The organism is Paenibacillus sp. P36 (genome assembly GCF_045866505.1).
GTDB lineage: Bacteria > Bacillota > Bacilli > Paenibacillales > NBRC-103111 > Paenibacillus_E > Paenibacillus_E chondroitinus.
This window is the reverse complement of record NZ_AP038372.1, coordinates 1,800,097-1,824,766: the sequence shown is the minus strand read 5'-3', so window position 1 is coordinate 1,824,766 and position 24,670 is coordinate 1,800,097. Positions and strand designations below refer to the sequence as shown.

The following is a 24,670-nucleotide window of genomic DNA, read 5'->3' as shown; positions in this document are numbered from 1 at the left end:
TTAGGCGAAAGAAACGGTAAAACAACGAAATTGCTTCGTCGCTTTACCGTTCTATGGATTCCTTATTTGTTTTTCATCTTATCCTTTAATGCCCGACGTTGCAATCCCTTCGACAAAGTACTTCTGCAGGAACATGAAAACCAGTGTCGCAGGCACAATCGAGACAAGCGACATCGCCAGCAGCTGGCCCCACTCTTGGCCGGACTGGGAATCATTAATCATCCGAAGAGCCAGACCGACCGTGTACTTGTCGACCGAGTTAATATAGAGCAGATGCCCTAGGAAATCGTCCCAGTTCCACAGGAAGCAGAAAATCATGACCGTAACAATTGCCGGTTTCGTAAGCGGCATAACAATTCGCCAGTAAATGCCAAACCAGGAACAGCCATCTATTTTCGCCGATTCATCCAGTTCTTTGGGAATACCGCGTACGAATTGGATGAGCAGGAAGACGAAAAACGTTCCACCCGCGCCGCTAGCGAGCAAATGAGGCACAATAAACGGCAGGTACGTGTTCACCCAACCTAACTGATGGAACATCGCATACTGCGGAATGATGAGCACTTGCCCTGGAAGCATCAATGTGACCATAAGCAGTGAGAACCAGAAGGTTTTGAGCGGGAAATTCAGACGGCCGAAACCGAATGCGACAAGCGTGCTGGAAATCAAAGTTACGGCAAGAACGGCAATTTCTAATCCGAACGTGTTGAGATAAAAGTCAGTGAACGAATGTCCCGGAACCGAATTCCAGCCTTTCACAAAATTGCTCCATTGCGGCGAGGCCGGAAATAAGTTCGGCGAACTTAATTCACTATTGGATTTAAGCGAAGCGCCGATCCACCAAAGGACCGGATAAGCCATCAATAAGCTGAAGGCAATCATGAATAAGTGACGGACAGCTTGATTCCATTTGATCGTCATTTGCTCTTTTTACCTCCTGTATCGGTTTCGTAAAATACCCAGTATTTGGAGGTGCCCGCAATAATAGCCGCCACGATAACAATCATAATGAGCATGATCCAGGCCAGTGCAGAGGAGTACCCCAATTGGTAACGGCTGAAGGCCCTCTCGTATAAGTACATGGCATAGACGTAAGTCGAGTTCATCGGACCGCCGTTTGTGATGACGTAAGCCGAGGTGAACATTTGAAACGCATTAATAACGCCCATAATCAAGTTGAAATATAAAGTTGGTGAAAGCATCGGCAGTGTAATTTTGAAAAACTGTACAAATCGGTTCGCTCCGTCCACGCCGGAAGCTTCATACAGATCACTTGGGATTTGTTTCAGTCCCGCTAAGAAAATAACCATCGAAGATCCGAATTGCCATACGGTTAATAAAATAAGCGTCCACAAGGCCGTGCTCGGATTAGTAATCCAACCAATGCCTTGAATGCCGAACTTCGCAAGGATTTCATTGAAAATACCATCGATGCCGAAAATGTTCCGCCACAGCAAGGATACTGCGATGCTGCCCCCAATCAGGGATGGGAAATAGATCGCCGTACGGTAAGCTGAGATTCCTCTCATGGCTTTGTTCAGCAGTACAGCGACTAGTAGAGCCGCTACCAACTTCAAAGGTACGGAGGCCAGCACGTAGAAAAACGTGATTTTGACGGATTGCAGAAACTTCGCGTCTGCCGTGAAGATTCTCTCATAGTTATGAAATCCGACCCAACTAATGGGTTCCATCAGCGTATAGTCAGTGAAGGAGTAATACAACGATAAGAACATGGGATACGCGGTAAGCCCGAAAAATCCGAGCAGCCATGGTAAAATAAATAAATATCCCGCAATTGGCGCGTCCCAGCGACTTAGGAAAGAACGGCGTTTCTTCGTGCTCGCAGCGGCTTTCACGGCAACGGCTGTGGAACGATTCATGTAAGTTCACCTCTGCAGTTAGTCTGTTTACTTGTATATCTCAAGTATAAAGGCTTATCTCTAGGTACTAAATGAGAGGAATCATCGAATTCTTTTAAAATATCCCGAAAAGAGGGGGGAGGGCGTCGTATCTCCCTGTAAATAACGCCGATAACTCCTGCTAATTCCCTCCTCCGGTCCACGTTTCGCCCCAGTAACTGGAATTTCTCCTGCTATTATGAGGGAATCGGGGCTTGAACTCACATTATCGCCGATTTAGAAGTAGTTTTTCCTGTTATTTCCTTCCTAGCCTCTACCACGGTTAAATTAGCGGTATAATATCCATTTAACGCTAAATATTACCTGCGGGAGATATGGCGAAGAAGTTCGGTGGAAACTTATCGGACCGGACCGTCAATATCTCAAAAACATCTTGCAAATAACGAACATTTGTTCTATAATGAAAACAAGCGACGAAGCACGTCCCGATCCATTCCTACGAATGGGTACGGGGCGTTTTTTTATTTCCGCCAAAGGAGTTGTGAACATGACTTTTGATGAAGCACACGCAACATTTATTCGCCGACATACCGAAAAAAGATCGGGCGAGCGCCGGGGCAGACTGGAAAGAGGGCACCAGCATGCCGAAATACTGTTTCTAAGGAACGTCTGGTGGCCTCTCAGGGGCAACTTCAAAGATCTTCACCCTGAATACGAAGTACTGGATTGGCGGAGAAGACCTTACTTTGCAGATTTTGCTTGGCTGCCGGGATACATGAAGCTGATCTTTGAGATCAAGGGCTACGCCACACATGTGCGTGATATGGACAGACAAAAGTACTGCAACGAGTTGAATCGCGAGACGTTTCTTCATGCCATGGATTTCCATGTTATTTCGTTTGCTTATGACGATATTGAGCAGCGTCCAGACCTATGCATCACCTTGCTTCGTATGGTGCTAAGCAAATATCAGCCCAGCCACCACCCCGTTTCACGCGCACAGCTTGCTGAAAAGGAGGTTATTCGGCTAGCCATAGAGCAGTCGCGATCTCTTCGCCCTAAGGACGTTGAGCGTCATTTTGAAATCGATCACAAGACATCAGTGCTTATGCTGAAACGAATGTGTGCAAAAGGTCTGCTGCGCCCTTCTTATGGAGGAAGCAGGGAACGAATTGTCCGATATGAACTAGCTAGGGAGGCAATAGATTACTTTTGAAATTGTACTCCTGCTATTTGCCACTAAACCAACATGTGCATAAAAAAAAGAAGCAGCCAAATACGCTGCTCCTTAACTAATCTCAATAAATCTTTCTTCCCAGCGCATCCGCAATGCCGCTTTTCCGGAAGAAATACGTGTTAATCATATCGCGCCATTCTTGTGCATGCGCGGCCTGCTCCGCGAGACGATCCGCTACGTGCTTATGCACCAGCTCGCCAACGCTTCCTTCCAGGCTAGCCCACTTCGCCACCAGCTGCTCAGCCCGCTCCACGCCCTCGAAATGCGTGTTATAAATATGCTGAATCACGGTTTGGCCCGAGTGCAGCACATGCGTATACGGCACGTGATGGAAAAACAGCAGCAGCTCATCCGGGCAGTTTTCAACCGACTCGTAGGTGTCGTAGTTCTTGCCCTTGTACTGCGCAGCATACCCCGTCCCCGTCGCCTTCGTCCGATCGACGCCAATGCCATAGCAATCCGCAAAGTGGTACGTCCCCCACTTCGAATACTCATAGCCGTCTACGTTCGGACCGTAGTGATGGTCTGGATTCACCATCCAGCCCACACCAAGCGGCGACGTATACGCTTCATAGATGCTCCATGAGTCCATGAGCATCCCCATAACAACGCTCACCAGCTTCTCGTCCGCGCCAAGCGCCATGCGAATCCACTCCTCCGCGATCTCTTCCGCGGACAGCTCTGGATTCCACGCCAATCGGCCGTAGCCATACAGGTTCGCTTGCGCCAACAAATGGCCTGTCCAATTGGTGTCGTTTCCGATATTGGAGACGGCGGCAAAACCGCTAAATCGATTGCCATACAGAGAACCATCGACAATACGTTTAATACTGGAGCCGTCCCCTTTCGCGTAAGTCTCGAAATCAAGGACTTCTTTCCATTGTGGCACGAGGTAGCACAAATGGCGCTGCTGCCCGGTATATTCCTGCGTAATCTGGAATTCGATCATTTGATTCGTCGCCTCCATGGCGCCAATCAACGGAGAAACAGGCTCCCGCACTTGGAAATCCATCGGGCCATTTTTCACCTGCAGAATGACATTATCCATGAATCTTCCATCCAGCGGTTTAAAATGATCATACGCCGCCCGCGCCCGATCGGTCGCCCGGTCACGCCAATCCTGCTTGCAGTTATAGACGAAGCAGCGCCAAATCACAATGCCGCCGTAAGGCTTAAGCGCCTCCGCCAGCATATTCGAGCCGTCCGCATGATCACGATCATACGTAAATGGTCCTGGGCGGTTCTCCGAATCCGCCTTCACCAGGAAGCCGCCGAAATCCGGAATCGCGGCGTATACTTCAGCTGCTTTAACACGCCACCATTCGCGTACAGCTGGATCAAGAGGATCGGCTGTCGAAAGGCCTCCAATTTCAAGCGGACTGGCATAGTTGACGCTCAAGAACAGCTTGATGCCGTACGAACGGAATACCCCTGCTACCCTAGCAACATCCGGCAGGTACTCCCCGGTCAAGAACTTCGTTTCCCAGTGATGAACATTCACATTGTTGATGGAAATGGCATTAAGCCCCGAAGAAGCTAGCAATCTTGCATAATCGCGAACGCGTGTCAGATCCGTTGTGATGCGGTTATTTTCAAAGAATATCGACTTTCCTGCGTAGCCCCGTTCAATACTACCATCAATATTATCCCATTGATTTATCATGCGCAGCATGTTCGCTGGATTTTCAATAACATCTAAGTTATTCACGGATTGATAAGTGCTAATAAGTCGAAGCAAATGAAAGACGCCATACAAAACACCGGACGCCGACGAAGCACCGATAACAAGGCTGCCGCTCGCTTGATCCGTTTTGATCGCAAACCCTTCAGGTTTAACAGCTGATCGAGTCCCTTCGTCAAAAACGCGATCTACCAGCGCATTACCGCCGCCAAATGTGCCCAGCGCAATCACAATTCTGTCTTCGCCATTTTCAGAGACAGCAAGCTCCTTGCCCAGCATCTTGCTGATGCCGCGGGAGAGTTCTTGGACAGCCGATTGAATGGCTTCTTCCTTTTCCGTACAAACAATTCCGCTGTAACCGGCATATTGTTGAACCTGGTTCAGTGCAATTGGGTGGTATTCAAGCCAAGCCTGATAGCCGGTTTGTTGTGTTGTTGTATCGCTCATGAGAAAAATCTTCCTCTCCCTGTCATGATTATTTTAGTATTTTAGTGATTACATCACTTGAAAAACCTGCTTTTCCGAAATGAAATGTACGGGTAGACTCGGATATAATGCCGCCATCATCTCCGCCAAATATTTCATGCCCGGCTCTTCGCTTTCCGCATGTCCGAGTGCAATAAAAGCTTTCTTCCTGCCTTGATGCACAGCGTCACGCACATATTCCGGCGTTTCCCATTCGGGGCCTTCCCCCGCGATAATCACATCCACCTCTTCCTGAAAGAGAGGAATAGTCATGCCGCCCCCGCCTCTATATCCCGCAAGCAGGCCGACGCGCGTGCAAATCATTGACCCGTCGCCGGCAACTCGTACGAAGGAGATCCCCAGCTTATTTTTCACATAAAGAGCAAGCTCCTTAACTGTCATTGGCGGAACCGTCAGCAGCGAAGCCGCAGGTCTATTTTCCGTTACAAACGGCGCCCATTCTAAGCTCTGAATTAAGCCCGTCATGATACCATCCGGCCGATATCGATGCCAATAATCGTGGAACCGGAAAATCGCAATCCCGGAATCTTCGATCAGCTTTTGCTTCGCTTGATAAACCGGATCATCCACGAGATGTCCAATCTGGTCATGATGATGGTAAAAGGTGCCTTCATGCGTTATGAGCAAATTCACACCTTTGTCAATGGCCTTTTGAATGACATCTTGGGTTGCCATGAACGTCGTTGCAATACCCTTCACTTCCATCGAGGGGTCACCCGACTTCAGCGTATCTACCGTTACCTCCAGCCGTCCAACCGGTTCGATTAACTGATTCAGGACATCTTGAACGCGAATCGCCATAACCATCAGTCCCTTTCTATCCCGAGTTACACAGTAAAAAAACAAGAGCCGGAACAGGCATGTCCCGGACTCGTTTTTGCCTTATTTTTCGTAGGCTTGTGCCGCCACTTTCAGTTGTTCAAAAGCTTGCTCCGGCGTTGATTTCCCAAAGCTCAGTTGATCGCGAACAAGCGGCCAATCTTTATCGATATAGTTCGTCCAACCTTTCACGCCTGGATTCCAGGTTTGACCGTCTTTCTCGGTTGCGTGCAGGAGCGCAGATCCGATTTTATCAACATCGCTCATACTGGACTCCAAGGATGCAGCAATGTCTTTGTTAACCGGCAAACCGCGTACAGTTGTCAAGATTTTGGCAGCTTCCGGATCGTTGACGAACCAATCCACGAATTTTTTCGCCTCTTCCGCTTTCTTCGATGTTGCGGAAACACCCAAATACAAGGATGGTTTCAACCAACCGCCCGCTTCAACCGTACGAGGCATGGTAACAAGGGCATAAGCTCCTTTTTTCAGGCTATCCCAAGAGCCATAGTTGCTGGAAAAGCCCATGCGGAACAAAATTTTACCGTTAACCATCAAATCCATTTTCGGATCAAACTCTTTATCCGAGGAGTTCACATCAGCAGGAGGCACGATGCCATTCTTACGCATCTCGTCAAAATTACGTGTCCACTCTAAGAAAGTAGCCTGGTCCACATTGAATTTCCCTGTATCCGATACGACCATGCCCTTGCCTTTCGCATATTGGAAGGCGGAGTAAGCGAAATAGTCACCGGCGTAATCCTTCGTGAAGTATTGACCTTCCGGAAGCTTCGTTTTTGCTTCTTTTGCAAGCGCGAAGAAATCATCCCATGACCAGCCGTTTTCCGGAGCTTTCAAACCAAGCTTATCCATTGCAGCTTTATCGAAGATCATCCCGTAGGCCACTGAACCTAAAGGCATCGCATACTGCTTGCCCCCAGCTTGTCCACCGGACAATACTTTCGTATCGATTTTGCTCACATCAACACCTGTCAGCGGAGCCAATTGATTGCGTCCCGCCCAATCCGAAATCCAACCTGGATCAAGCTGCATAATATCTGGCGCATTATTCGCAGCTGCTTGCGTAGACAGCTTGTCCAAATAGCCGTCAATGCCGGAATACTCAGGCTCAAAAGTAACGTTCGGATGCTTTTCCGTGTACAATTTCAATGCAGCGAGTGTTGCTTCATGGCGAACCGTAGCCCCCCACCACATAATGCGTAATTTCACCGGCTCATTCGAAGCCGCTGCGGTCGTTGCTGTCGCTGTGCCTTGTGAATCTGCTTTGCTATTTGTATTGCCGCCGTTAGCACAGGCTACTAGAGACCCGGCCAACGCGGTCGCTAACACAACGCCTAGAGAACGCTTCCATTTAATCATCGTTTGTAATCCCCCTACTTCGTCAGTGATGTTTTGCTTACATTTATAGTACCAATAGTGGATTAGGCTTTATATAAGAGAGATGCACGAATTATTATAAATTTGCCCGATATTGATCACCATTATAGGCATCCTCCAATACTTATGCAAAGTTTAACATAATACCTTCGAGTAAATAAAAGGAATTCAAGTTCAAATGTGGAATAAGAGTAGTTATCCATGTAATGAAACGATTAAACTCAAATTGTCCAGGAGGCTGTTTAACATGAGATCAACGGGGATTGTAAGGAAAGTTGACGAATTAGGGCGCATCGTTTTGCCGATTGAGCTTCGGAGAACGCTGCACATTGATATTGGTGACGCAATTGAAGTTTATGTCGATCCGGAACGTATCACCTTGAAAAAGTATATGCCCGCTTGTGTATTCTGCGGTAATTTCGAGGATATGACCTATTTCAAAGGGAAAATGGTTTGTAGCTCCTGCGTTGAGGAAATCAATTAATAAAAGCCTCTGTCCGCTAAGCTGACTGTCGTCAGCTGCTGCGGCGCAGAGGCTTTTTTATTTATTTCACGTTGACGACCACTTGATCCGGGCGGTAAACAGCTAACAATGCGCCTTCCCGATCTGCCGCGAACATGACGGTACGCTCCGACTCAAGCTCAAAAGCATAGCTTCGGCCAGTACCCGGATCTTTCACTTCGATCGCTGTATCTACGCTATACTCCGACACGAAAATATACAATGAACCTTTGGAGAAGCTCAGCTTGCGTCCGTAAACGCCCGGCAGTTGCCCACCTTTCACCCACTTCATTTCCTCTGATACGCCGGCTTCCGCCAAAGCATAGTTGTACAACGCTTCTATACTTTCACCACGCTCATTTAATTCAACCGGCAGCGGACACCAGATGAGCTGCCCTTTGCCAAGCGCATAACGGCGGGTGGTTCCGTGCCCAGAGCTCCATCCGCTGTTCTCATCATCGCCTTCAGAGAGCGCGACCTCTTTGTTCACTTGTGAAATCCGGGCACCGCTGAATGAGACAGGGTACTGGCTACCGTTCAAGACCATCATTTCTTCCCGCAAAATGTTGCTCAACACCGTCTCGCCCACCACATCTGTCAGACGCGATACCGGTGTCCAGTATTCATTCAGCCCAAGCGGCCCTGTGAATAAAAGCGTTCCGCCATGCGTGCGCACATGCTGAGTCAGCTTTTCCAACGCTTCATCGCTGAAATTGTGTGCACTAGGTACAATAATCAGCTTAGGAGGATTGTGCTCCAAAGCATCCAATTGATACTCACCCATGCCACGGAAAGGCACATTCATTGAATACGCCAGCGTGCGAGTCAGCTTGGAAGTGGCTTCGCCAGCTAATCTTCGGGTTGAAAAATCATTGGAGTAAGGGAAAATAGTCACGACTTCTTCCAACTGACGGTCTACAAACAAATCCCGAATACGACCCATAAAAGCGCCGAAATCATACGAAACATCCGCTTCCGGTTTCTCTGTGCCATCTGCTCGAAGCGCACCAATATGCGATTCATTAATATTGTTCATATAGAAGTTAATATTCCAAATCCACTGCACAGCGCCCGCCCCGCCCGTCGAAAAGGCATAGGCATACTTGCGCTCCAAAATGTTCCGAAGCTCATGCTCCGAACGTTTTGCGCGTCCATCAGCTGTTTCTATATACATGATGCCAGTTTCCTGAATCAGGCTCGGCTTATCCGGCGCTTTGGAGAAAATACCGTCCCACACTAACTGATCCATTAACCACCAGGTATGAACCGTCGTATAGTCCACTACTTCCGCATAGAAAAATGGTGATGGACGCAGTGCGCCAAGTCCCTCATCCTGACCAACCGTTGCCAAATGAGCAGGATTGATGCTGCGGATGGTCGCAATTAATTCACTAGCCCAGCGATTATGCATATCCATCGTAAAATACGTATAATCCAGCCATGGCCCGCCTTTTTTCTCCAGCATTTCGGTCGTCTTCATGTTCATTTCCGAAACATCGGGTAGTTTTGCGCTCTGAAAATCTGGCAGTTCAATTGGCGTCATATTCCAACGCTCCTGCAGCTTGCGAATATCGCCGTGACGGTTTTCCAGCCATGCGGTGAACGCTGCTTTCTCGAATTTGTCCTGAGCGGATTGTGGCCCGGAAAATGGCTTATTCGGGTTAAACATGGACGGCTCATTGATCAAATCCCAATGGACATTCGTTGTTTCTTTATGGCGCGACACGATTGCCGAAATAAATCGCTTCTGAGCTTCCACGCTGCGCGGATCCAGATACGGATTGACACCTTCCCACAGCTCCGGTGTAAAGGCGAAGAAATTAAACGTGACTTCAATGTTGTGCTTTTTACAAGTCAAAATGAAAGCATCAATGGCACGCAGCACTTCTTCATAAGGATGTCCATCGACGAACATCACTTGGCGCCATGCGGACCAAATCCCTGTGCGCAGCAGGTTAATTCCTGCTTTGACCATTTGTGCGATATCCTTGTCCCAAACCGATACGTTAGGCAGAAAAAGAAATTTCCGCGCCACATCGCTCGTCATATAGGTCATGCCAACGATCGGCAGCGGACGTCCATCTTTGATGAAATAGTCGCGATCGCAGGAAAGCGGTGTTCCTTCGCGCAGCAATTCCGCATCATATCCCCAGAAACCCTGCTGGTAGATGCGCTTCTCTCCTGTATTTGCAACGGCTGTACATACCGCCGAATAATAACTGGGTTCTAGGTCGACCGGCACGTTCAGTTTTTTATAAGTCAGCTCGCGTGATGCATCCATTTGAACAGAAGTTGACCATAACGGCTCCGAAACGCCGTCTTTCTTCACCTGAACATGGAATGTCCACGACGTATTAGCCGAGACAGCTGCTTCGCGATTGGCAAGCGTTTGCAATTGAATGGTCAATGCCGCTCGATCACCGGGATCATAACAGGCGTAGTTCGGCTTGAACCAAATTTCGGTTACTCCCCGCGCCGTGAAGGCAGCCAAGTCCCTCAGCACCTCCGCTCCCCCTTGTGTCCAGAAGGCATCATCCGTCACCAAGTTGGCGAAAATCCAGCGTCCGCCTGCAAAATCACCCTTCGTGTTCTCCAGCAGCACGATTGGCGCCGCAACTTCGCGGCCTTCTGGCGAAACTCCTTTCAGCAGCGGCAAAAGGTGGGCGTCCATCGGTCCGCTCGAGCCAACTTGACCCGGATGATCATCCGCGCGAGTTACGTGAAGTGCCAGACCAACCGTTGGCTGCACTTGAAACAGCGCCTCTTTGCCGGCTAACAAAGGCAAATCCGCATGAGCCGCATAACGGGCAATCGGCGCCGGATCGACAGGCAGCACCTCGTGAATCTGCAAAAGCTGGTGGTAGCCGGTTTGCTCTGCTTCCGCCGTCCATCCCTCGCTGCTTGGATAAACCGGTACTCGAAATGGCGCGCTCCCGATATGAAGCAGCCCTTTCCCTCTGCGGACATGCGACATCACCGCTTCCCAAGCTGCTTTTGGAAAATACCGCCCATGAAGATGAAGAAAATTGTCAGCCGTCCCTTGCAGCAAAACTTCCGGTAACTCCTCAGCGCCAACAATGCGGCCCAATTGTGCCAATGCTTCTAGACTGCGGCTGTCCGGCCGAGTGCCTTCATAAGGAAACGCTGCATCATAAAAAATTACACAGTTACCCATTTTAAAACCTCCCGTTGTGCTTAGCATTTCATTAATTGTTATTTTTGTTAGGCTAACATCTACTTCAGCACCCCTACTGTAATCATTTTCACTCTTAACGTCAATTCATTTTTATACGTAGACTTCCTTGTAGATTGACAATATTTCTTTTTTAGTGAACAATGAGATTTGTTAGTTTTGTTATGTAATTTATGATTTTAATGAAGTAGGTGCATTCATTGAGCAAAAAAGTTTCCATGCAGCAAATAGCAGATCGACTAGGACTGTCTAAATATACCGTGTCCCAAGCGTTGTCCGGAAAATCAGGTGTAAGCGAGGAGAACCGGCTTCGTATCCAAGAAATGGCGAAAGCCATGGGATATCTCATGCAATCAGCAGCGCAGACCTCCGGAAGCCTGAATAATGAAACGATGAGCGTTAACGGGCAAACGCCTTACATTCTGGTTTGGATTCAGGCCATTTATCAGCAGGACAATCCCTTCTGGGGGAAAGTTCTCGCGGGGATCGGGACGGCCAGCAAGGAGCTGGGCTTCGAGCATCTGATTATCCCTGTTCCGGCTCATCATAATGAACAGCTGCAGATTCCTTCGTATGTGAATCCTGACCACTGCGCTGGCCATCTTCTGGCAGGAACTTTTCCTACCCTTTCGGTCATCTCCCTCCAGCAAACCGGGATTCCGCTCGTATTAATTGACCATTCCGAACCTCTGGTGGATGTAGATTGCGTTCTCAATAATAATCTGGACTCGGGTAAAATGGCCTGTCAACGCCTTCTCGCCGCCGGTTTGAAACGGCTTGTTTTCGTCGGCGATGATCAATTTGCCGTCAGCTTCAAGGAGCGCTTCTGGGGCTGCCGAATGGCCATGGAGGATTTGAGCAAACCGGACGAGGACTACTCGTTGAAGAAATGGAGCATTCCCTACCAGAGTCGTCAGGTCCTCCAATACCTGGAGCGCAAAGTGTCGGCACTTTCACCTGAAAGCCTGCCCGAAGGCATGATCTGTGCTAACGATCAAATCGCGCTGGAGCTGATTCCCATTCTTAAACGCCATGGCATCGATGTTCCGGGCCAGGTTAAGGTCATCGGAATCGATAACATTGATGCCTCCGCTTATGCGCATCCGCCTCTTAGCACCATTGAGCTTGCGAAAGAATCGCTTGGCATTCGGGCAGTGGAAACTCTCCTGTACCGGCTCAAACACCCGGGAAGACAAGCCGAGAAGATCATTCTCTCGTCCCGTTTCATCGCGCGAGATTCCGGTTAAACGAAAAAAGGCATATAGCACGGGCTCCAAGAGCCGCTATACGCCTTTTTCTGTATTAAAAGAGCCTACAATCGAGAGAGTAAGACGGATACGAGCATGCCGGCAATCGCGATCCAAAATAAATAGGAACGAATCACACGTTTTAAGCTCTTATCTTGACGCTCCATGACCGCCTTCTTGCGGGCGGAACTGGAATTCGTCTCCTCATCCAACTCATCTGTCACTTGCGTGCGCCAGTTCACGAATTGAAACCCGATACCGCTGACCACAACGGAAATCATCAATAAAATCAAAGAACCCATAAATAGTTTGTCCGAAATGGACTGCATCATCGATCTAACCTTTCTGTCGTTACCTCATTTGCTTTTCTATTATACTGCAAATGCAGCCCCGAATGCACACGAAAGCCCCAATCCGTGGATTAGATACGGATTGGGGCTTACTATATTTATCAATTATAGTGTTTTATCGCCTGGTTTCCAGTTCGCCGGGCAAAGCCCTCCAGCTTGAAGCGCTTGAAGCACACGCAGCGTCTCGTCTACCGAACGTCCAACATTCATGTCTGTTACGACTTGGTAGCGCAGCACGCCTTCAGGGTCGATAATGAACAAACCGCGGTGAGCCGCACCTGTTTCATCATCCAGAACGCCATAAGCGCGCGCTGTTTCTTTGGAGAAATCGCTGACGAGCGGGAATTTCACGGGACCGATACCGCTTTGATCGCGCGGCGTTTGTGTCCAGGCTCTATGCGTGTACACACTATCCACGGATGCCCCTACGATTTCGCAATCCAAATCTAGGAACTCTTCATAGTTGTCGCTGAAAGCCGTAATTTCCGTTGGACATACGTAAGTGAAATCGAAAGGCCAGAAGAAGAATACTAACCACTTGCCTCTGTAATCCTCAAGAGAAATTTTTTCTTCTAAAGTTTCCATGTTTTTCGTGGACAAGAGTGAAAAGCTTGGTGCTGGCAGTCCTATTTTAGCAAAAGATTGGGATGGTTGTGCAGTTAATTGTGTCATGGTTCTCTCTCCTCTTTATCTATCTATTTTATGTGGATTGTGGATTAAACAGTTACTTCAGCCAAAGCCTTTTTGAGCTTGGTCACATTGAGACCTAGAATTTTGTGCTCGCCAATCACCGTTACCGGCAGTGACATCATGCCCATATCGTGAAGCTCTTGGCCATATTGGTCATTTAGATCAATATTTCTTTCTTCATAGGCCACTTGCTGATCGGTTAAGTATTTTTTTAACTGCTGGCAATAAGGGCAATTCGTGCTTGAATAAACAATGACATTAGACATATGATTTCATCTCCTAATAAGTTGTAAGATTATTTATATTGCGGGATCAATTGAGCCCGTTTATTAATAAATTTATCAACGGCCATGGCTGCAATCGCTCCATCCGCAGCTGCAACGACCGCTTGCTTAACAGGTGTGCGTCTAACTTCGCCTGCGCCAAAAACGCCTGGAACTGATGATTGCATCGAGCTGTCGAGAATCATAAAGCCCTCTTCATCCAGCGGCACTTGACCCTGCAGGAAGTCTGTCCCCGGTTTGCTGCCGGATAGGAAGACGAAAACGCCGTCCACCTCAAGAACTTCCTCCGTACCAACGCCTGTGCGAATGCGAAGTCCTTCTACCTTATTGGTGCCAAGCACTTCAAGCGGTTTGGCTTTGTAGAGGATGTCCGTGCCAGGTATCTCCGGGGTATGATGAACGCCTTGCAATTCAGGGCGCGGCACCACGAAATGGATTTTTTCCGCAAATTTGCTTAGTGCCTGGGCTTCTTCGAGCGCTTCTTCCGAATCACCGATGACTGCGACCGTTTTCCCCTCAAAAAAAGCTCCGTCACACGTTGCACAAGTACTCACGCCACGCCCAAGCAGGTTCTCTTCACCAGGAAGCATACGGTTGCGTCCTTTCGACCCTGTCGCAATGATAATCGATTTGCCTTCATACATACCGTCCGCCGTAAACACGACTTTCGTCTCATCTTCCACATCTACAGCCGTAATTGTTGTTTGAATAAATTCAGCGCCGAAGCCTTTTGCTTGCTCCCGCATCGTATCCAGCAGTTCCTTGCCAGACATCGCCCCAATTACCCCTGGGTAATTCGCAATTTTGTGCGTGATGGCCAAAGCTCCCGTATTCGGTGCCTTATCAATCACCAACGTCTTCAAGTTTCCTCTAGCTGTATAGATGGCAGCTGAAGCTCCTGCCGGTCCTGCTCCAATAATAATGACATCGTACATTGCCGCTGCACCCTTTCTATCCGTTCCACTGCTTGTCCACTGATAATCGATATCAGATAATAATTATTATAAATAAATATAAATGAAAGTCAATACTTTTTGATAATTATTATAAATAAGGAGGAGTACAACGACAAGAAAGTCCCGTTTAATTTTTGAACAAGTATTTGCCCTTAAATACAACGTCAGCAGCCGGCATTATTAACCGGCTGCTGCACTGTCCCATTTAACTAACGTTCATCGTTAGATCAATTCCCGAAATCCCTCGGCAACCCGAGGGGGGATAGCCCCAATACTTGAATATGGTGGTATCTGGTTACGCCATCTAGAAAACACTAACATTTCTTTTACGTAATTTCTTAAATAAAGAGTATTCCTTATTTGATTTAATAAAACTTAATATCTTTCCGGCACATTCTGTTGGATTCATCTCTTCTGTATTTACTTCGAGGTCATATTCATCAAAGCAATAAACTTTACTAAACTGTGAGGCTACTAGTCCAATCCGTCTATCTCCTCGTATTTGCTCTCTTCTTATGAGTTCTTCTTTCGAGCATATTACACCTATAAATAACGTAGGCTGATCAAAAAACAGATCAACAAACTCATTAAACCTCTTGTCATTGTCGATTACGGTAACTGCTATTACATTAAAACCTAATTCTAATAACAATTTAATCGTGGAATGGTACACTGAGAATATGGAATCATCAAGTATTTGTGAGACAACCTGATGATCTATTTCTCTTGGAGGTTCATCTGGAAATATTATTAATAAAATCATTGTAATTATTAAAAAAATCATCGATTGATAAATGATAAAAGGGAATCTCTTTCAGATTTATCAGTTCAGTCGATATGGAGGACTTTCCGGAACTTGAAGTTCCATTTAGAAAAACTAACATCCCTTGCTTCAATTTAATCATCCCTTCAAAAAATAGTCATTTCTATCTTTCAGATAACGTCGTAATTACAAATTTATAAAATTATCCAACTCATAAAATATTCTAGAAACGATTGAATTAACCTGTCCTATCGTAAGCGAAAGGCTGCCGATCGTGCCGGCAGCCTCCTATTAACTGTATATTAAACAAACGTTATTCGTTAGTTTAATGCGCAATGGAACTGAGTGTTAGAGTTTCTATCTTTCCATTGTATTTTATGGTGAGTTTGAAAACGTCATCCGTAGTGGGTTTAATGGTGACAACATCAGCATTTGCTTCAGATGACGTGTGAAAACTTCTAACTCCTTGTAATTCCTGAGGATACTGGCTTTCAAACTTAAACCCTTCTCCGCCAACTAATTGATACTCAATTGGTCCGATTTTTGCTTCTCTGTTTCCCCCAATATTTTGAATATATATCGAATCAAACAATGAATTTTTAACTTTAAATATTGAATAGGTGGCAAGCCACTCTTCTCCTTTCCCATAATAAACAACCTCATCTGACTTTCCTTTTAAATTAATAACTGATTCTTTGTTTGTACAACCTGAAATAAATAAAAGAATTGATAAAACAAGAGAAAACAATATTCGATATTTCATGAGTTCAATAACACCTCCTACTTTTGAACCCCCCCAATATACCATATTATACCATGTGAGGAAGCATAAGTTTGGTTATCCTGCCTGTTACTTTGATAAACAAATGAGGAGCTGCCACGAAGCATGCCCCTCAACTATAGTTCGCCTTTAGTTTAATAAAGACCACTCATAAATACACTTTTGTCTTTCTCCTTCAAGGTACATATCATTATTGGGAGGAAGGTCAACAATATCATTCAATTTAGCCCCGATGTATTCACATGTTTTTCTGGAGGGAATATTATCTGGATTACATGTAATTATTAGATTCTCCATGAAATGTGCCAGAGCTACTTGCTTAATCAACAGACAAGCCTTTGCAGCATAATGTTTTCCTTGAAATTTTTCAATTATCGAATAACCTATATGTCCACCGTAGTAAAGGTTTTCATTGTTCCCAATTCGAACATCAATTTTACCTACTATTTCATTAGAACTCGTAAGAACGATGTTATATTTATATGCAGGGACAAATCCCTTCCCTTCATCTCCAGGAATCTTTCTATGAATGCATAAAGTTATTTCCTTACCTGAAATGAGGTCAAAATCTAGGAATTTAAAATTCACATTCATCCCCCTAATTGAACTATTAAGTTACTATATTTTGATGCGTTTTTTTTGAAGATAGAACAGCAATTAGTTCAACGAAAAAGAATTTTCAAATGTGTTAGTTGCTTTATCTTCTTTAAATATTGATTCTGAAGGGACTCCTACTGACATTCCAACATTCCTCAGAAATTCCCATTCAGTTGTTTCTACATGTGGGGTGGAACTACCAGAAGGTAGTATAAATGGAGCGATGCCTTGATGATATAACATTGAAGCTCTTTCCATTAATTGAGGATGACTAGCGCCTGGTATTAAAATAACATCTGATTGCTCAAGTTCCGTTTCAAAAAACATAAAATCGCTAATACAATCGAATGGAAAAGGCATAAAAACCCCCTAAGCATCTTATTTGGTGTGAACAGATCCTCCAATGGTACAGATCGTCCATATTTTACCACCAAAAACGTTGTTATTAGACTTATTAAATTATTTCAATTGCTACGTTATTCTGCCCGTGGAAAAGGCAGCCGATCGTAAGCTATAGTTCACCGTTTAGTTCAGTGATGCGATGGCGGTTAGTCAGTGCAGTGTAGTCTGCTCGAATCTACTTCAATGAATTGTCTCGAGCAAAACCAATGGCGTAGCCCCGTAGCATGAATACGGAGTTATCCTAATCGATAAACACTCAGAAATTAGTTAATAAGTCCTTTATTTTTAAGTTTTTCAAGCTTTTTAGGTGGTATACAATTTGTTAAATCTCCATTCTCAACATCTAATCCTTCCCAGTCTACATACACTACAAAATCATCTGTAATATTGCCAAATATACTATTCCAGTCATATTCATTTAATTTGAGTGAAACTTGATCCATAATACTAATACACTGTTTCCACCATTCTCCATAGTACTCATCAGGATCATGCATATTAATAAATCGTTCTTCTTTCTCTTTAATTGAAGTTCCGCTTAAATCATTTCGGTATTTACGTGGTTGGTCCCCGGAGTTCCAAGCCAACCAAATTCCGTCTTTTTCAAAATTGGATTGTCTTACATCTTCAAATCCTAATTGAATTACCCTTACTAATGGATCGTAATCATTTCTGTAGAGTGCCACAAAACAAACTTTTTGGGCTTCAGGTATACTTATTTCCTTTACTGCTTTTGGAATTAATATAAGCAAGTCATTAATTATTTCTTGTTTTAGATCATTCGCTTCATTCATGATATTATCTCCTCGCATATTAAACTATTTTCAGATATTAAACCGAGTTTCGGATAAAGCCCTATTAATGAACTTCATAAAATTTCACATATCTGATTGATTAAGGCATTCGTGAAGTTTTCCAACTATCCTGTTTGTCCAAATCAGTGCGAGTAAGATTTCACCTATACTGCCCTTTAGTTGAGCAAAGGCTGCCGATCATGCCGGCGGCCCATTTTGATTGTTATTTATAAACTAACGTATCCGTTAGGTTAATCAATGTTTTTCAACTCGTGATTTTCACTAAAAATGTTAAGCCAAAATGAAGATATTCTAAAACAGCAAAACAGGTGCTTTCCTCTAATAAAGATAGCACCTGTTTTCCTTAGGATGGATTTTTAACGGGATTTTTAACGCACATCATTCACTCCGATAATACCCGAATACAAAAAGAGCGTTAAAAAACAAAGTAAATCATTAAAATTTACACGAATTGGAAATACTACCTTTGCATCATCTCAAAACAATACAATGAGGGCATTTTCATGGATAACTTTAAAAACGTAGATAACAAGTATCGGCGTTTCAAAGCACATGTAAGTATCTTTGGGACAACCCAATTTCATTTGCGAAATCCGTACATTATGGCATGGTGGTCAGCAGCTTTTCCGGGCTTTGGACACCTTCTATTAAGTAAATACTTACGCGGATTGGTCCTTTTCATTTGGGAGGTGGTTGTTAATTACAATGCCAAAATCAATTTAGCTATGATCCATACATTTTGTGGAGATATTGACCTAGCTAAACAAACCTTGGACTCCAGATGGTTGTTAATGTATATTCCCGTTTATCTTTTTGGCATTTGGGACAGTTATCGGACTGCGGTCGACATGAACAAGGTGTATTTGCTCGCGGAACAAGAAAACGCTCCCTTTAATTCTTTCAGTCTAGGAGCACTGGAAATTAACTATTTGGACAAACGTAGTCCGATCATGTCTGTTTTTTGGTCGATTTTTATGCCTGGACTTGGGCAATTGCATATTCACCGAATTATTGTAGCATTTTTCTCAATTACTTGGACAATTGTGTTCTTGTATTTTTCACATTTGCTCGAAGCCGTCCAGCTTCTTTTCTATGGTAAAATTCAAAATGCAACAGAAATATTGGACAAACAATGGCTGTTATATATGCCTTCCATGTGGGGGTTTTCTATTTTCGACTCCTATATCAATACCGTAGAAAATAACAAATTGTTCGAGAAAGAACAACAAGATTTCCTTGTTAAAAATTATCAAAATCCGGGGTTTAAAGTTAAAAGAGGAAAGGTGGTGAGCTAATGTTGCAAATTTTCTCCACCTTTGAGCATTCAACATATTTAGAGTTAGCTATCAATGAGTTGGAAAAAAGCGGTGTGACCAAAGAAAACATTTTCGCTGTCCCTTTAACTAATCGAAAAGTGGAGCGGAGAATTTTTGACTCCATTCATAATTCAGATGGGGTTTCCCTTATAAGCACAGGAGCAGCATTGGGCACGGCATTTTCTGTCGTTGGAGCAAGTCTTGGATTTAAATTACAATGGGGGCCAATTTACTGGGGACTTATTGGAGCAGTAGGAGGATTTTTATTCGGATTTCTTATAGATCTTTTTATATATAAAGTAATAAAAAAGCGTAAACAACTTCTACGCGGGAAAAACGGGGAGGTTATCTTAATCGTGGAATGTGAAGATAACCAAGCAGATCGCATTGAAAATATCCTCTGGCATCACTTGGCATTAGGAATTGCAAGAGTTCAATGTTAATAACCTTATTAAACAATACTGCCCGGTAGTTTAGCGAAGACAGCCAAACGTAACTCATGTTTGATTGAACTAAAGTATCTTGTTAGAGCTTAACAAAGAACGCTTGAATGATTCTGTCGGGAATGGGATCAAGTTCTTGTCACCCGACAGCATTACAGCATCCCTTTACCCTTAAATCTTCGTTTTCAATTACACTTCTCTCGCATCGCATCTATGATAAGTTAGTTACTCTAGTGTCAGTCCATTGTTACCGAAAAATGCATAGCACGGGAGTCTTACCCCTGACTTCCAGTTAGCAGGGATAGCAAAAACGGCTACCGAAGCAACCGCTGTTCCTTTATCGTTATGCTTTAGCTTAGTCTACTTGTTTATTCAAGGACAGAAGTTCTGTCATGTATAACTCTATAGTCTTCTTACTTCCAGATCTTTGTGGTGGCTCAAGCATGGAATTTCGGGCAAAACAATCGTTCGACTGGCAACGCGATTCATTTCTCACAGCTCCCCTCATTCTTCACCCTTCACCGCCAGCCCGGACGATGCTCGCTCAAAGCATAGGCAGCCGCATGTAGACGGCCGTCCCCCAGCCAGATTTACTACGGATCACGATGCCGTAATCATCACCGTAGGCCAGCTTGATCCGCTTATTCGTATTGATCATGCCGATGCTCTCCGAATATTCATGCTCCTGCAATAGTCCGTTTCTTATCTTGTTCAGCTGCTTTCGCGACATGCCTAAACCGTTATCGATGATGCCGATAAGTACATCCTCACCCTCCAGTTCAATACGGATTTTAATCAAACTACTGTCATCTTTTTCTTTAATACCATGATAAATGCTGTTCTCCACGAACGGCTGTAGCAGCAGTTTCATAACCTTGCCGCCGATCAAAACAGGATCGTATTCCCAGATCATATCGAATTTGTCCTCATACCGGTACTTTTGGATTTCAATATAGCTTTGCAAATTTTTGATTTCCTTCTTCAAGGACACCGGCTCCTCCGGATTCGTGAGGGAATAACGGAGAATTTCCGAAAGATTATCTATGATTCGCGTCACCTGATTTGGTCGTCCCGTCAAGGCGATCGTTTCCCAATTCAGCGTCTCTAGCGTATTAAACAGAAAGTGAGGGTTTATTTGCGACTGCAGCGCCGTCAGCTGGGCGACCTGAAGCTTGTAACGCCGTTCCGAGAGCTGAACCTTGAGAAAGTTTTGTTCGATAAACGTTTTGATGATATTTTGAATGATATACCCGTACTCGTCCTTAACCCTGTCCGGCAGCTGGGGCAACGTACTGCCATTTTCTGCGGAATCCAAAATATGAATAATGTTAGTCAACTGCTTGTAACGGTTTTTCGTAAAATAAAAGGCCAGCACAAAACCGACCACCAATGAAAACAGCAGTAGCACCACTGTCATTTGAATAATCATAAACGGCACCTCGTACAGTGCCCGCTGCGGAACGATAGACATGTATGTCCATCCGTAACGGGATGAACCTAGCCGGGTCACAATATAGGTATCCTGCCCGTCATGCACCGTATAAAAAGCTTGCTCCGATTGCTTCAATTGCTCCAGCTGCAGATGCTGCAAATAGTCTGGCTGCTTATCGCTGAAAATAATCTGATTGTTCTCATTGACAACCAGGATACACTGCTCGGCTAAGGTAGATAACGATTTCAGAATCGACTCGATGTAACCCGGCAATATATTAAGGACAATCACGCCGTCGGTAGCCGCAATGCGCTGGTACAGGGTGACGATGCGGGTCGGTTTCGTTTCGAAGTTAAAAGGCTTGACCATCCGGGATTCAATCCACAGCCGGACGCTGCTATCCTTCTCCATGTAATGCTTATACCAGTCTTTGTCGTAATAGCTATATAATTCCGTTAATCCCTGCTTGGAAATAAACCTTCCATGCTCATTCGGAAAATATAAATAGAAGGAGTCAATATACGGGCGGGCATTGGCAGGCGCATTCAAAAAACCCTTCAGAATGTCATAGGAGATCAGCTCTTCATGGGTAAGTGAGCTATTTTTCAAAATCGAGTTTAGAGCTTCAATAACCTTCGTATCATTTCCGTAAACGAGACTCATCGGATCCGTTTCACTCAAGATCAGCTCAATATTAGCCTTGGTCTGCTTCAGTAAATTAACCGAAGATTTATTGATATCTTCCTTTATATAATTTTTTGTAATCAACAAAGAAAGCGCCCCGAGAATAATGAGCGAGATGAACATAGGGATCAGGAACATCGTCAAATGCTTAATAAAAAATCTGGCTTTCATCGGACCGCCTTTCCGCTCGCAGTATACCTTAGCTTAATGAGGTGTATCGCGGTATTCTCTGGGGCTTTTGCCAAAATACAGCTTGAACGCCCGCGAGAAGTTTTTTGCATTATCGTAGCCCACCGCACTTCCAATTTCATAGGTTTTATACGTAATGTCCTGCAGCAGCTCTGCTGCCTTTTCCATCTTAACGGAGATAACATAATCGGAGAAGTTTTGCCCAGACCACTTTTTAAAATATTTGCTTACATAGAACAGATTCATATGAAACAGCCGGGCGATTCCCTCCAGCGTAACATCCTTATAATGCTCCTGCACATAAGCTTTAATGGCCCCTATTTTCTTTTCATGGTAGCCTTGTCCCTCGGTCATCGGTTCGTCGCGGGTTTTTCCCTGCACACCTTCCTCTGCAAGAGCAGCCGTTACCGCCGCCTCTTTGCTGTTTTCCTCATCCAGCTCTTCTCTAATCCGCGAGAAGACCTCCACTAGCTCCTCATATTTGGTCGGCTTGATGATGTAGCTTTTGACTCCGTATTGCAATGCCTTTTGAGCGTATTCAAATTCTTTGTAGCCGGTAAGGAACACAACTTTTGTTTTGCTCTTCCGGTTGTACAGCTCCTGGGCCAGCTCCACCCCGGACATCACCGGCATTTTAATATCGCTTAGGACCACATCGACCTCATGCTTAATCAAATATTCCAAGGCTTGCCGGCCATTTTTGGCCTCTGCCACAATTTCGAAGCCGATTTCACTCCAGGGGAAATAGTTGCAAATGCCGTTTCGTATTTTCGTTTCATCGTCGGCAACCAGCAGTTTATACATGGCGGTCCCTCCTGTTCCCGGATTGATCGATTCGGATAGACTAAAAGATGCATGGAAAGCTTAAGAACAGTATAACAAATTCGATACCTTTCGATCAGGGATGACCCGTATTATCACAAAATTTGAACCTAAATGTCAAAGTTGGACTCCTTTTCAAACGATTTCGCCAGACGGATTCAGACAAATAATCAAACCTTTTGCCAAATCAGATGGATTTTATCAGGGCAAACCCATTGCTATAATAAATTGTGCAAGCCAAAATGAATGAAATATATGAATGTAAAGGGGAATACAACATGAAAAAGACAAAGAAACTTGTCGGCTTCGCTGTAGTTTTATCACTGCTTACAGCTAGCCTTGCCGCCTGCGGTAGCAGCGATACACCTTCCGCTCAAGGCGGTAATGGCGGTAAAAGCGATCCCTCCAAGCCTATAAACCTCAGATTCGCCTGGTGGGGCAGCGACTCCCGGCATAAAGCCACTCTGGATGTCATCAACTTATACAAGCAGAAAAATCCGAACGTTACTATTGAAGCAGAATACGGCGGATTTGACGGGTATGAACAAAAAATGAAAACCCAGCTAGCCGGCGGCAGCGCCCCTGATATTATGCAGCTGGATCAGCCTTGGCTCGCAGAACTGACTACGGGCAATGAGCTGCTGCTTGACTTGAACAATCAAAAGAGCATCGAGCTGAAAAACTTCGACGCCAACTATTTGAAAAACTTCGTTACCTACAATAATAAAATCGTCGGCTTGCCGATGGGAACCAACGGTCGTACGCTGGTATTTAACAAAACACTAGCCGACAAGCTGGGCATCAAATTGGACCAGCCTTGGACCTGGGACCGGGTGCTGGAGGAAGGCAAAAAGCTGCATGAAAAGGACAGCAAGCTGTACCTCATGAATTCCGATCTGGGCGTTATTCAAGTTATGTTTACTTCCATGTTGAGACAAAGAACCAACACCCCGCTGATCAAGGACGATTATACTTTGGCCTATTCAAAGGAACAAGCGACTGAGGCGTTTGATTGGATTCAAAAGGCCTACAAAGCCGGTGTTTTCCAACCGCTTGGTGAAAGCCAGCTGTTCTCTGGAAAAACCGACCAGAACCCGAAATGGATCAATCAAGAGCTAGTCGCCGTCGAAGGCTGGAGCAGCGAGGTTACCAAGTTTAAAGATACGCTGCCTAAAGGATCGGAAATTCAATCTGTGCTCCCGGCTTCCTTTAGCGATGCAAAAACAGGCGCAGCCGTCATTCGTCCTTCCATGGTAGTGGCCGTAAACAAAAGATCGGAAAACCAGGAAGAAGCAATGAAATTCGTTAACTGGATGCTGAGCGATCCGGAAGCGGCCAAGGTGCTTGGCGATGTGAGAGCGGTGCCTGCAGTCGAAGCAACTAAAACCGCTATCGTACAAGCGAACAAGCTGGATAAAAACGTAGCGGATGCTGTTGATTTGGCCTCCAAGAGTCAGGCGATTCCGGACAATGCGATTTCCCAGAATTCGCAAGTAGGCGATATTCTGAAAGATCTGATCCAACGGGTGGCGTTCGATAAAGCAACTCCTGCAGCCGCAGCTGATGAGCTGATCAAACGCCAAACGGATAAATTAAAGGAATTGAAAAAGTAACGGCCAGTAGCTCCTCTCTTTTAAGAAATGACACCGATACGCAGCATTTCCCAAGTGCCGCTGAGTTTCAGCGGCACTTCCACATTAAGTACAAGCTCATGTAAGGGTGTG

At 45.2% G+C, this 24,670-nt stretch carries 22 protein-coding genes and 1 pseudogene; 6 read left to right on the top strand and 17 right to left on the bottom strand.

Annotated elements, in window-relative coordinates; translation table 11 throughout:
- Positions 1-78 precede the first annotated feature (78 nt).
- Together ACKTT9_RS08410 and ACKTT9_RS08405 are read right to left on the bottom strand one after the other, a co-directional pair.
- Positions 79-921: a carbohydrate ABC transporter permease gene (locus tag ACKTT9_RS08410; RefSeq protein ID WP_407871195.1), complete on the bottom strand. Its 843-nt coding sequence runs from the start codon at positions 919-921 to the stop codon at positions 79-81.
- On the bottom strand, positions 918-1,880 hold the full coding sequence (locus tag ACKTT9_RS08405) for a carbohydrate ABC transporter permease (protein WP_407871194.1): 963 nt from the start codon (positions 1,878-1,880) through the stop codon (positions 918-920). The genes ACKTT9_RS08410 and ACKTT9_RS08405 overlap by 4 nt, the downstream gene beginning before the upstream one ends.
- A gap of 526 nt (positions 1,881-2,406) precedes the next feature.
- Between ACKTT9_RS08405 and ACKTT9_RS08400 the strand changes: the two genes are divergently transcribed.
- Positions 2,407-3,075 (top strand): hypothetical protein, encoded by a 669-nt coding sequence (locus ACKTT9_RS08400; protein ID WP_407871193.1) that lies wholly within the window; start codon positions 2,407-2,409, stop codon positions 3,073-3,075.
- Between the two features lie 82 nt (positions 3,076-3,157).
- Here the strand turns inward: ACKTT9_RS08400 and ACKTT9_RS08395 are convergent, their stop codons facing one another.
- From ACKTT9_RS08395 to ACKTT9_RS08385, 3 genes are all read right to left on the bottom strand, one after another.
- Positions 3,158-5,224 carry an alpha-glucuronidase family glycosyl hydrolase gene (locus tag ACKTT9_RS08395; RefSeq protein WP_407871192.1) on the bottom strand — a complete coding sequence of 689 codons (2,067 nt, stop codon included), beginning with the start codon at positions 5,222-5,224 and terminating at the stop codon, positions 3,158-3,160.
- Positions 5,225-5,272: 48 nt separating this feature from the next.
- Positions 5,273-6,064, bottom strand: a complete 792-nt coding sequence (locus ACKTT9_RS08390; RefSeq protein ID WP_407871191.1) for a Nif3-like dinuclear metal center hexameric protein — start codon at positions 6,062-6,064, stop codon at positions 5,273-5,275.
- A gap of 81 nt (positions 6,065-6,145) precedes the next feature.
- Complete coding sequence (locus ACKTT9_RS08385) at positions 6,146-7,462, bottom strand: ABC transporter substrate-binding protein (protein WP_407871190.1); 1,317 nt, start codon at positions 7,460-7,462, stop codon at positions 6,146-6,148.
- Between the two features lie 265 nt (positions 7,463-7,727).
- Between ACKTT9_RS08385 and ACKTT9_RS08380 the strand changes: the two genes are divergently transcribed.
- Positions 7,728-7,964, top strand: coding sequence for an AbrB/MazE/SpoVT family DNA-binding domain-containing protein (locus ACKTT9_RS08380; RefSeq protein WP_127457910.1), 237 nt, complete (start codon positions 7,728-7,730; stop codon positions 7,962-7,964).
- 61 nt (positions 7,965-8,025) lie between these two features.
- Here the strand turns inward: ACKTT9_RS08380 and ACKTT9_RS08375 are convergent, their stop codons facing one another.
- Complete coding sequence (locus ACKTT9_RS08375; protein WP_407871189.1) at positions 8,026-11,157, bottom strand: beta-galactosidase; 3,132 nt, start codon at positions 11,155-11,157, stop codon at positions 8,026-8,028.
- A 218-nt stretch (positions 11,158-11,375) separates the two neighbouring features.
- Between ACKTT9_RS08375 and ACKTT9_RS08370 the strand changes: the two genes are divergently transcribed.
- The gene (locus tag ACKTT9_RS08370; protein WP_407871188.1) at positions 11,376-12,422 is read left to right on the top strand and encodes a LacI family DNA-binding transcriptional regulator; all 1,047 of its coding nucleotides are present in this window, start codon (positions 11,376-11,378) and stop codon (positions 12,420-12,422) included.
- Positions 12,423-12,487: 65 nt separating this feature from the next.
- On the opposite strand, the gene ACKTT9_RS08365 is transcribed toward ACKTT9_RS08370, so the two are convergent.
- The 9 genes and pseudogenes from ACKTT9_RS08365 to ACKTT9_RS08325 form a co-directional block, all read right to left on the bottom strand.
- Entirely contained in the window at positions 12,488-12,754 is a 267-nt protein-coding gene (locus ACKTT9_RS08365) for a hypothetical protein (RefSeq protein ID WP_127457913.1), read from the bottom strand.
- Between the two features lie 123 nt (positions 12,755-12,877).
- Complete coding sequence (locus ACKTT9_RS08360) at positions 12,878-13,444, bottom strand: peroxiredoxin (RefSeq protein ID WP_407871187.1); 567 nt, start codon at positions 13,442-13,444, stop codon at positions 12,878-12,880.
- A gap of 44 nt (positions 13,445-13,488) precedes the next feature.
- On the bottom strand, positions 13,489-13,728 hold the full coding sequence (locus tag ACKTT9_RS08355) for a glutaredoxin family protein (RefSeq protein WP_127457915.1): 240 nt from the start codon (positions 13,726-13,728) through the stop codon (positions 13,489-13,491).
- A gap of 29 nt (positions 13,729-13,757) precedes the next feature.
- Positions 13,758-14,681 (bottom strand): FAD-dependent oxidoreductase, encoded by a 924-nt coding sequence (locus tag ACKTT9_RS08350; RefSeq protein ID WP_315955285.1) that lies wholly within the window; start codon positions 14,679-14,681, stop codon positions 13,758-13,760.
- A 325-nt stretch (positions 14,682-15,006) separates the two neighbouring features.
- Positions 15,007-15,598 (bottom strand): annotated as a pseudogene (locus ACKTT9_RS08345) (phosphotransferase-like protein).
- A gap of 192 nt (positions 15,599-15,790) precedes the next feature.
- Entirely contained in the window at positions 15,791-16,228 is a 438-nt protein-coding gene (locus ACKTT9_RS08340) for a hypothetical protein (RefSeq protein WP_407871186.1), read from the bottom strand.
- Positions 16,229-16,375: 147 nt separating this feature from the next.
- Positions 16,376-16,834 carry a GNAT family N-acetyltransferase gene (locus ACKTT9_RS08335; RefSeq protein WP_407871185.1) on the bottom strand — a complete coding sequence of 153 codons (459 nt, stop codon included), beginning with the start codon at positions 16,832-16,834 and terminating at the stop codon, positions 16,376-16,378.
- Positions 16,835-16,903: 69 nt separating this feature from the next.
- Entirely contained in the window at positions 16,904-17,203 is a 300-nt protein-coding gene (locus ACKTT9_RS08330; protein WP_407871184.1) for a YdcF family protein, read from the bottom strand.
- 305 nt (positions 17,204-17,508) lie between these two features.
- Entirely contained in the window at positions 17,509-18,039 is a 531-nt protein-coding gene (locus ACKTT9_RS08325; RefSeq protein ID WP_407871183.1) for a hypothetical protein, read from the bottom strand.
- 524 nt (positions 18,040-18,563) lie between these two features.
- Between ACKTT9_RS08325 and ACKTT9_RS08320 the strand changes: the two genes are divergently transcribed.
- Both ACKTT9_RS08320 and ACKTT9_RS08315 read left to right on the top strand, forming a co-directional pair.
- Entirely contained in the window at positions 18,564-19,355 is a 792-nt protein-coding gene (locus ACKTT9_RS08320) for a hypothetical protein (protein WP_407871182.1), read from the top strand.
- A 2-nt stretch (positions 19,356-19,357) separates the two neighbouring features.
- Positions 19,358-19,819, top strand: a complete 462-nt coding sequence (locus ACKTT9_RS08315; protein ID WP_407872989.1) for a hypothetical protein — start codon at positions 19,358-19,360, stop codon at positions 19,817-19,819.
- 544 nt (positions 19,820-20,363) lie between these two features.
- Here the strand turns inward: ACKTT9_RS08315 and ACKTT9_RS08310 are convergent.
- Together ACKTT9_RS08310 and ACKTT9_RS08305 are read right to left on the bottom strand one after the other, a co-directional pair.
- On the bottom strand, positions 20,364-22,106 hold the full coding sequence (locus tag ACKTT9_RS08310; protein ID WP_407871181.1) for a sensor histidine kinase: 1,743 nt from the start codon (positions 22,104-22,106) through the stop codon (positions 20,364-20,366).
- A gap of 33 nt (positions 22,107-22,139) precedes the next feature.
- On the bottom strand, positions 22,140-22,928 hold the full coding sequence (locus ACKTT9_RS08305) for a response regulator (RefSeq protein WP_407871180.1): 789 nt from the start codon (positions 22,926-22,928) through the stop codon (positions 22,140-22,142).
- Positions 22,929-23,224: 296 nt separating this feature from the next.
- On the opposite strand from ACKTT9_RS08305, the gene ACKTT9_RS08300 reads away from it, so the two are divergent.
- On the top strand, positions 23,225-24,559 hold the full coding sequence (locus tag ACKTT9_RS08300) for an ABC transporter substrate-binding protein (protein WP_407871179.1): 1,335 nt from the start codon (positions 23,225-23,227) through the stop codon (positions 24,557-24,559).
- The last annotated feature ends 111 nt before the right edge of the window (positions 24,560-24,670 follow it).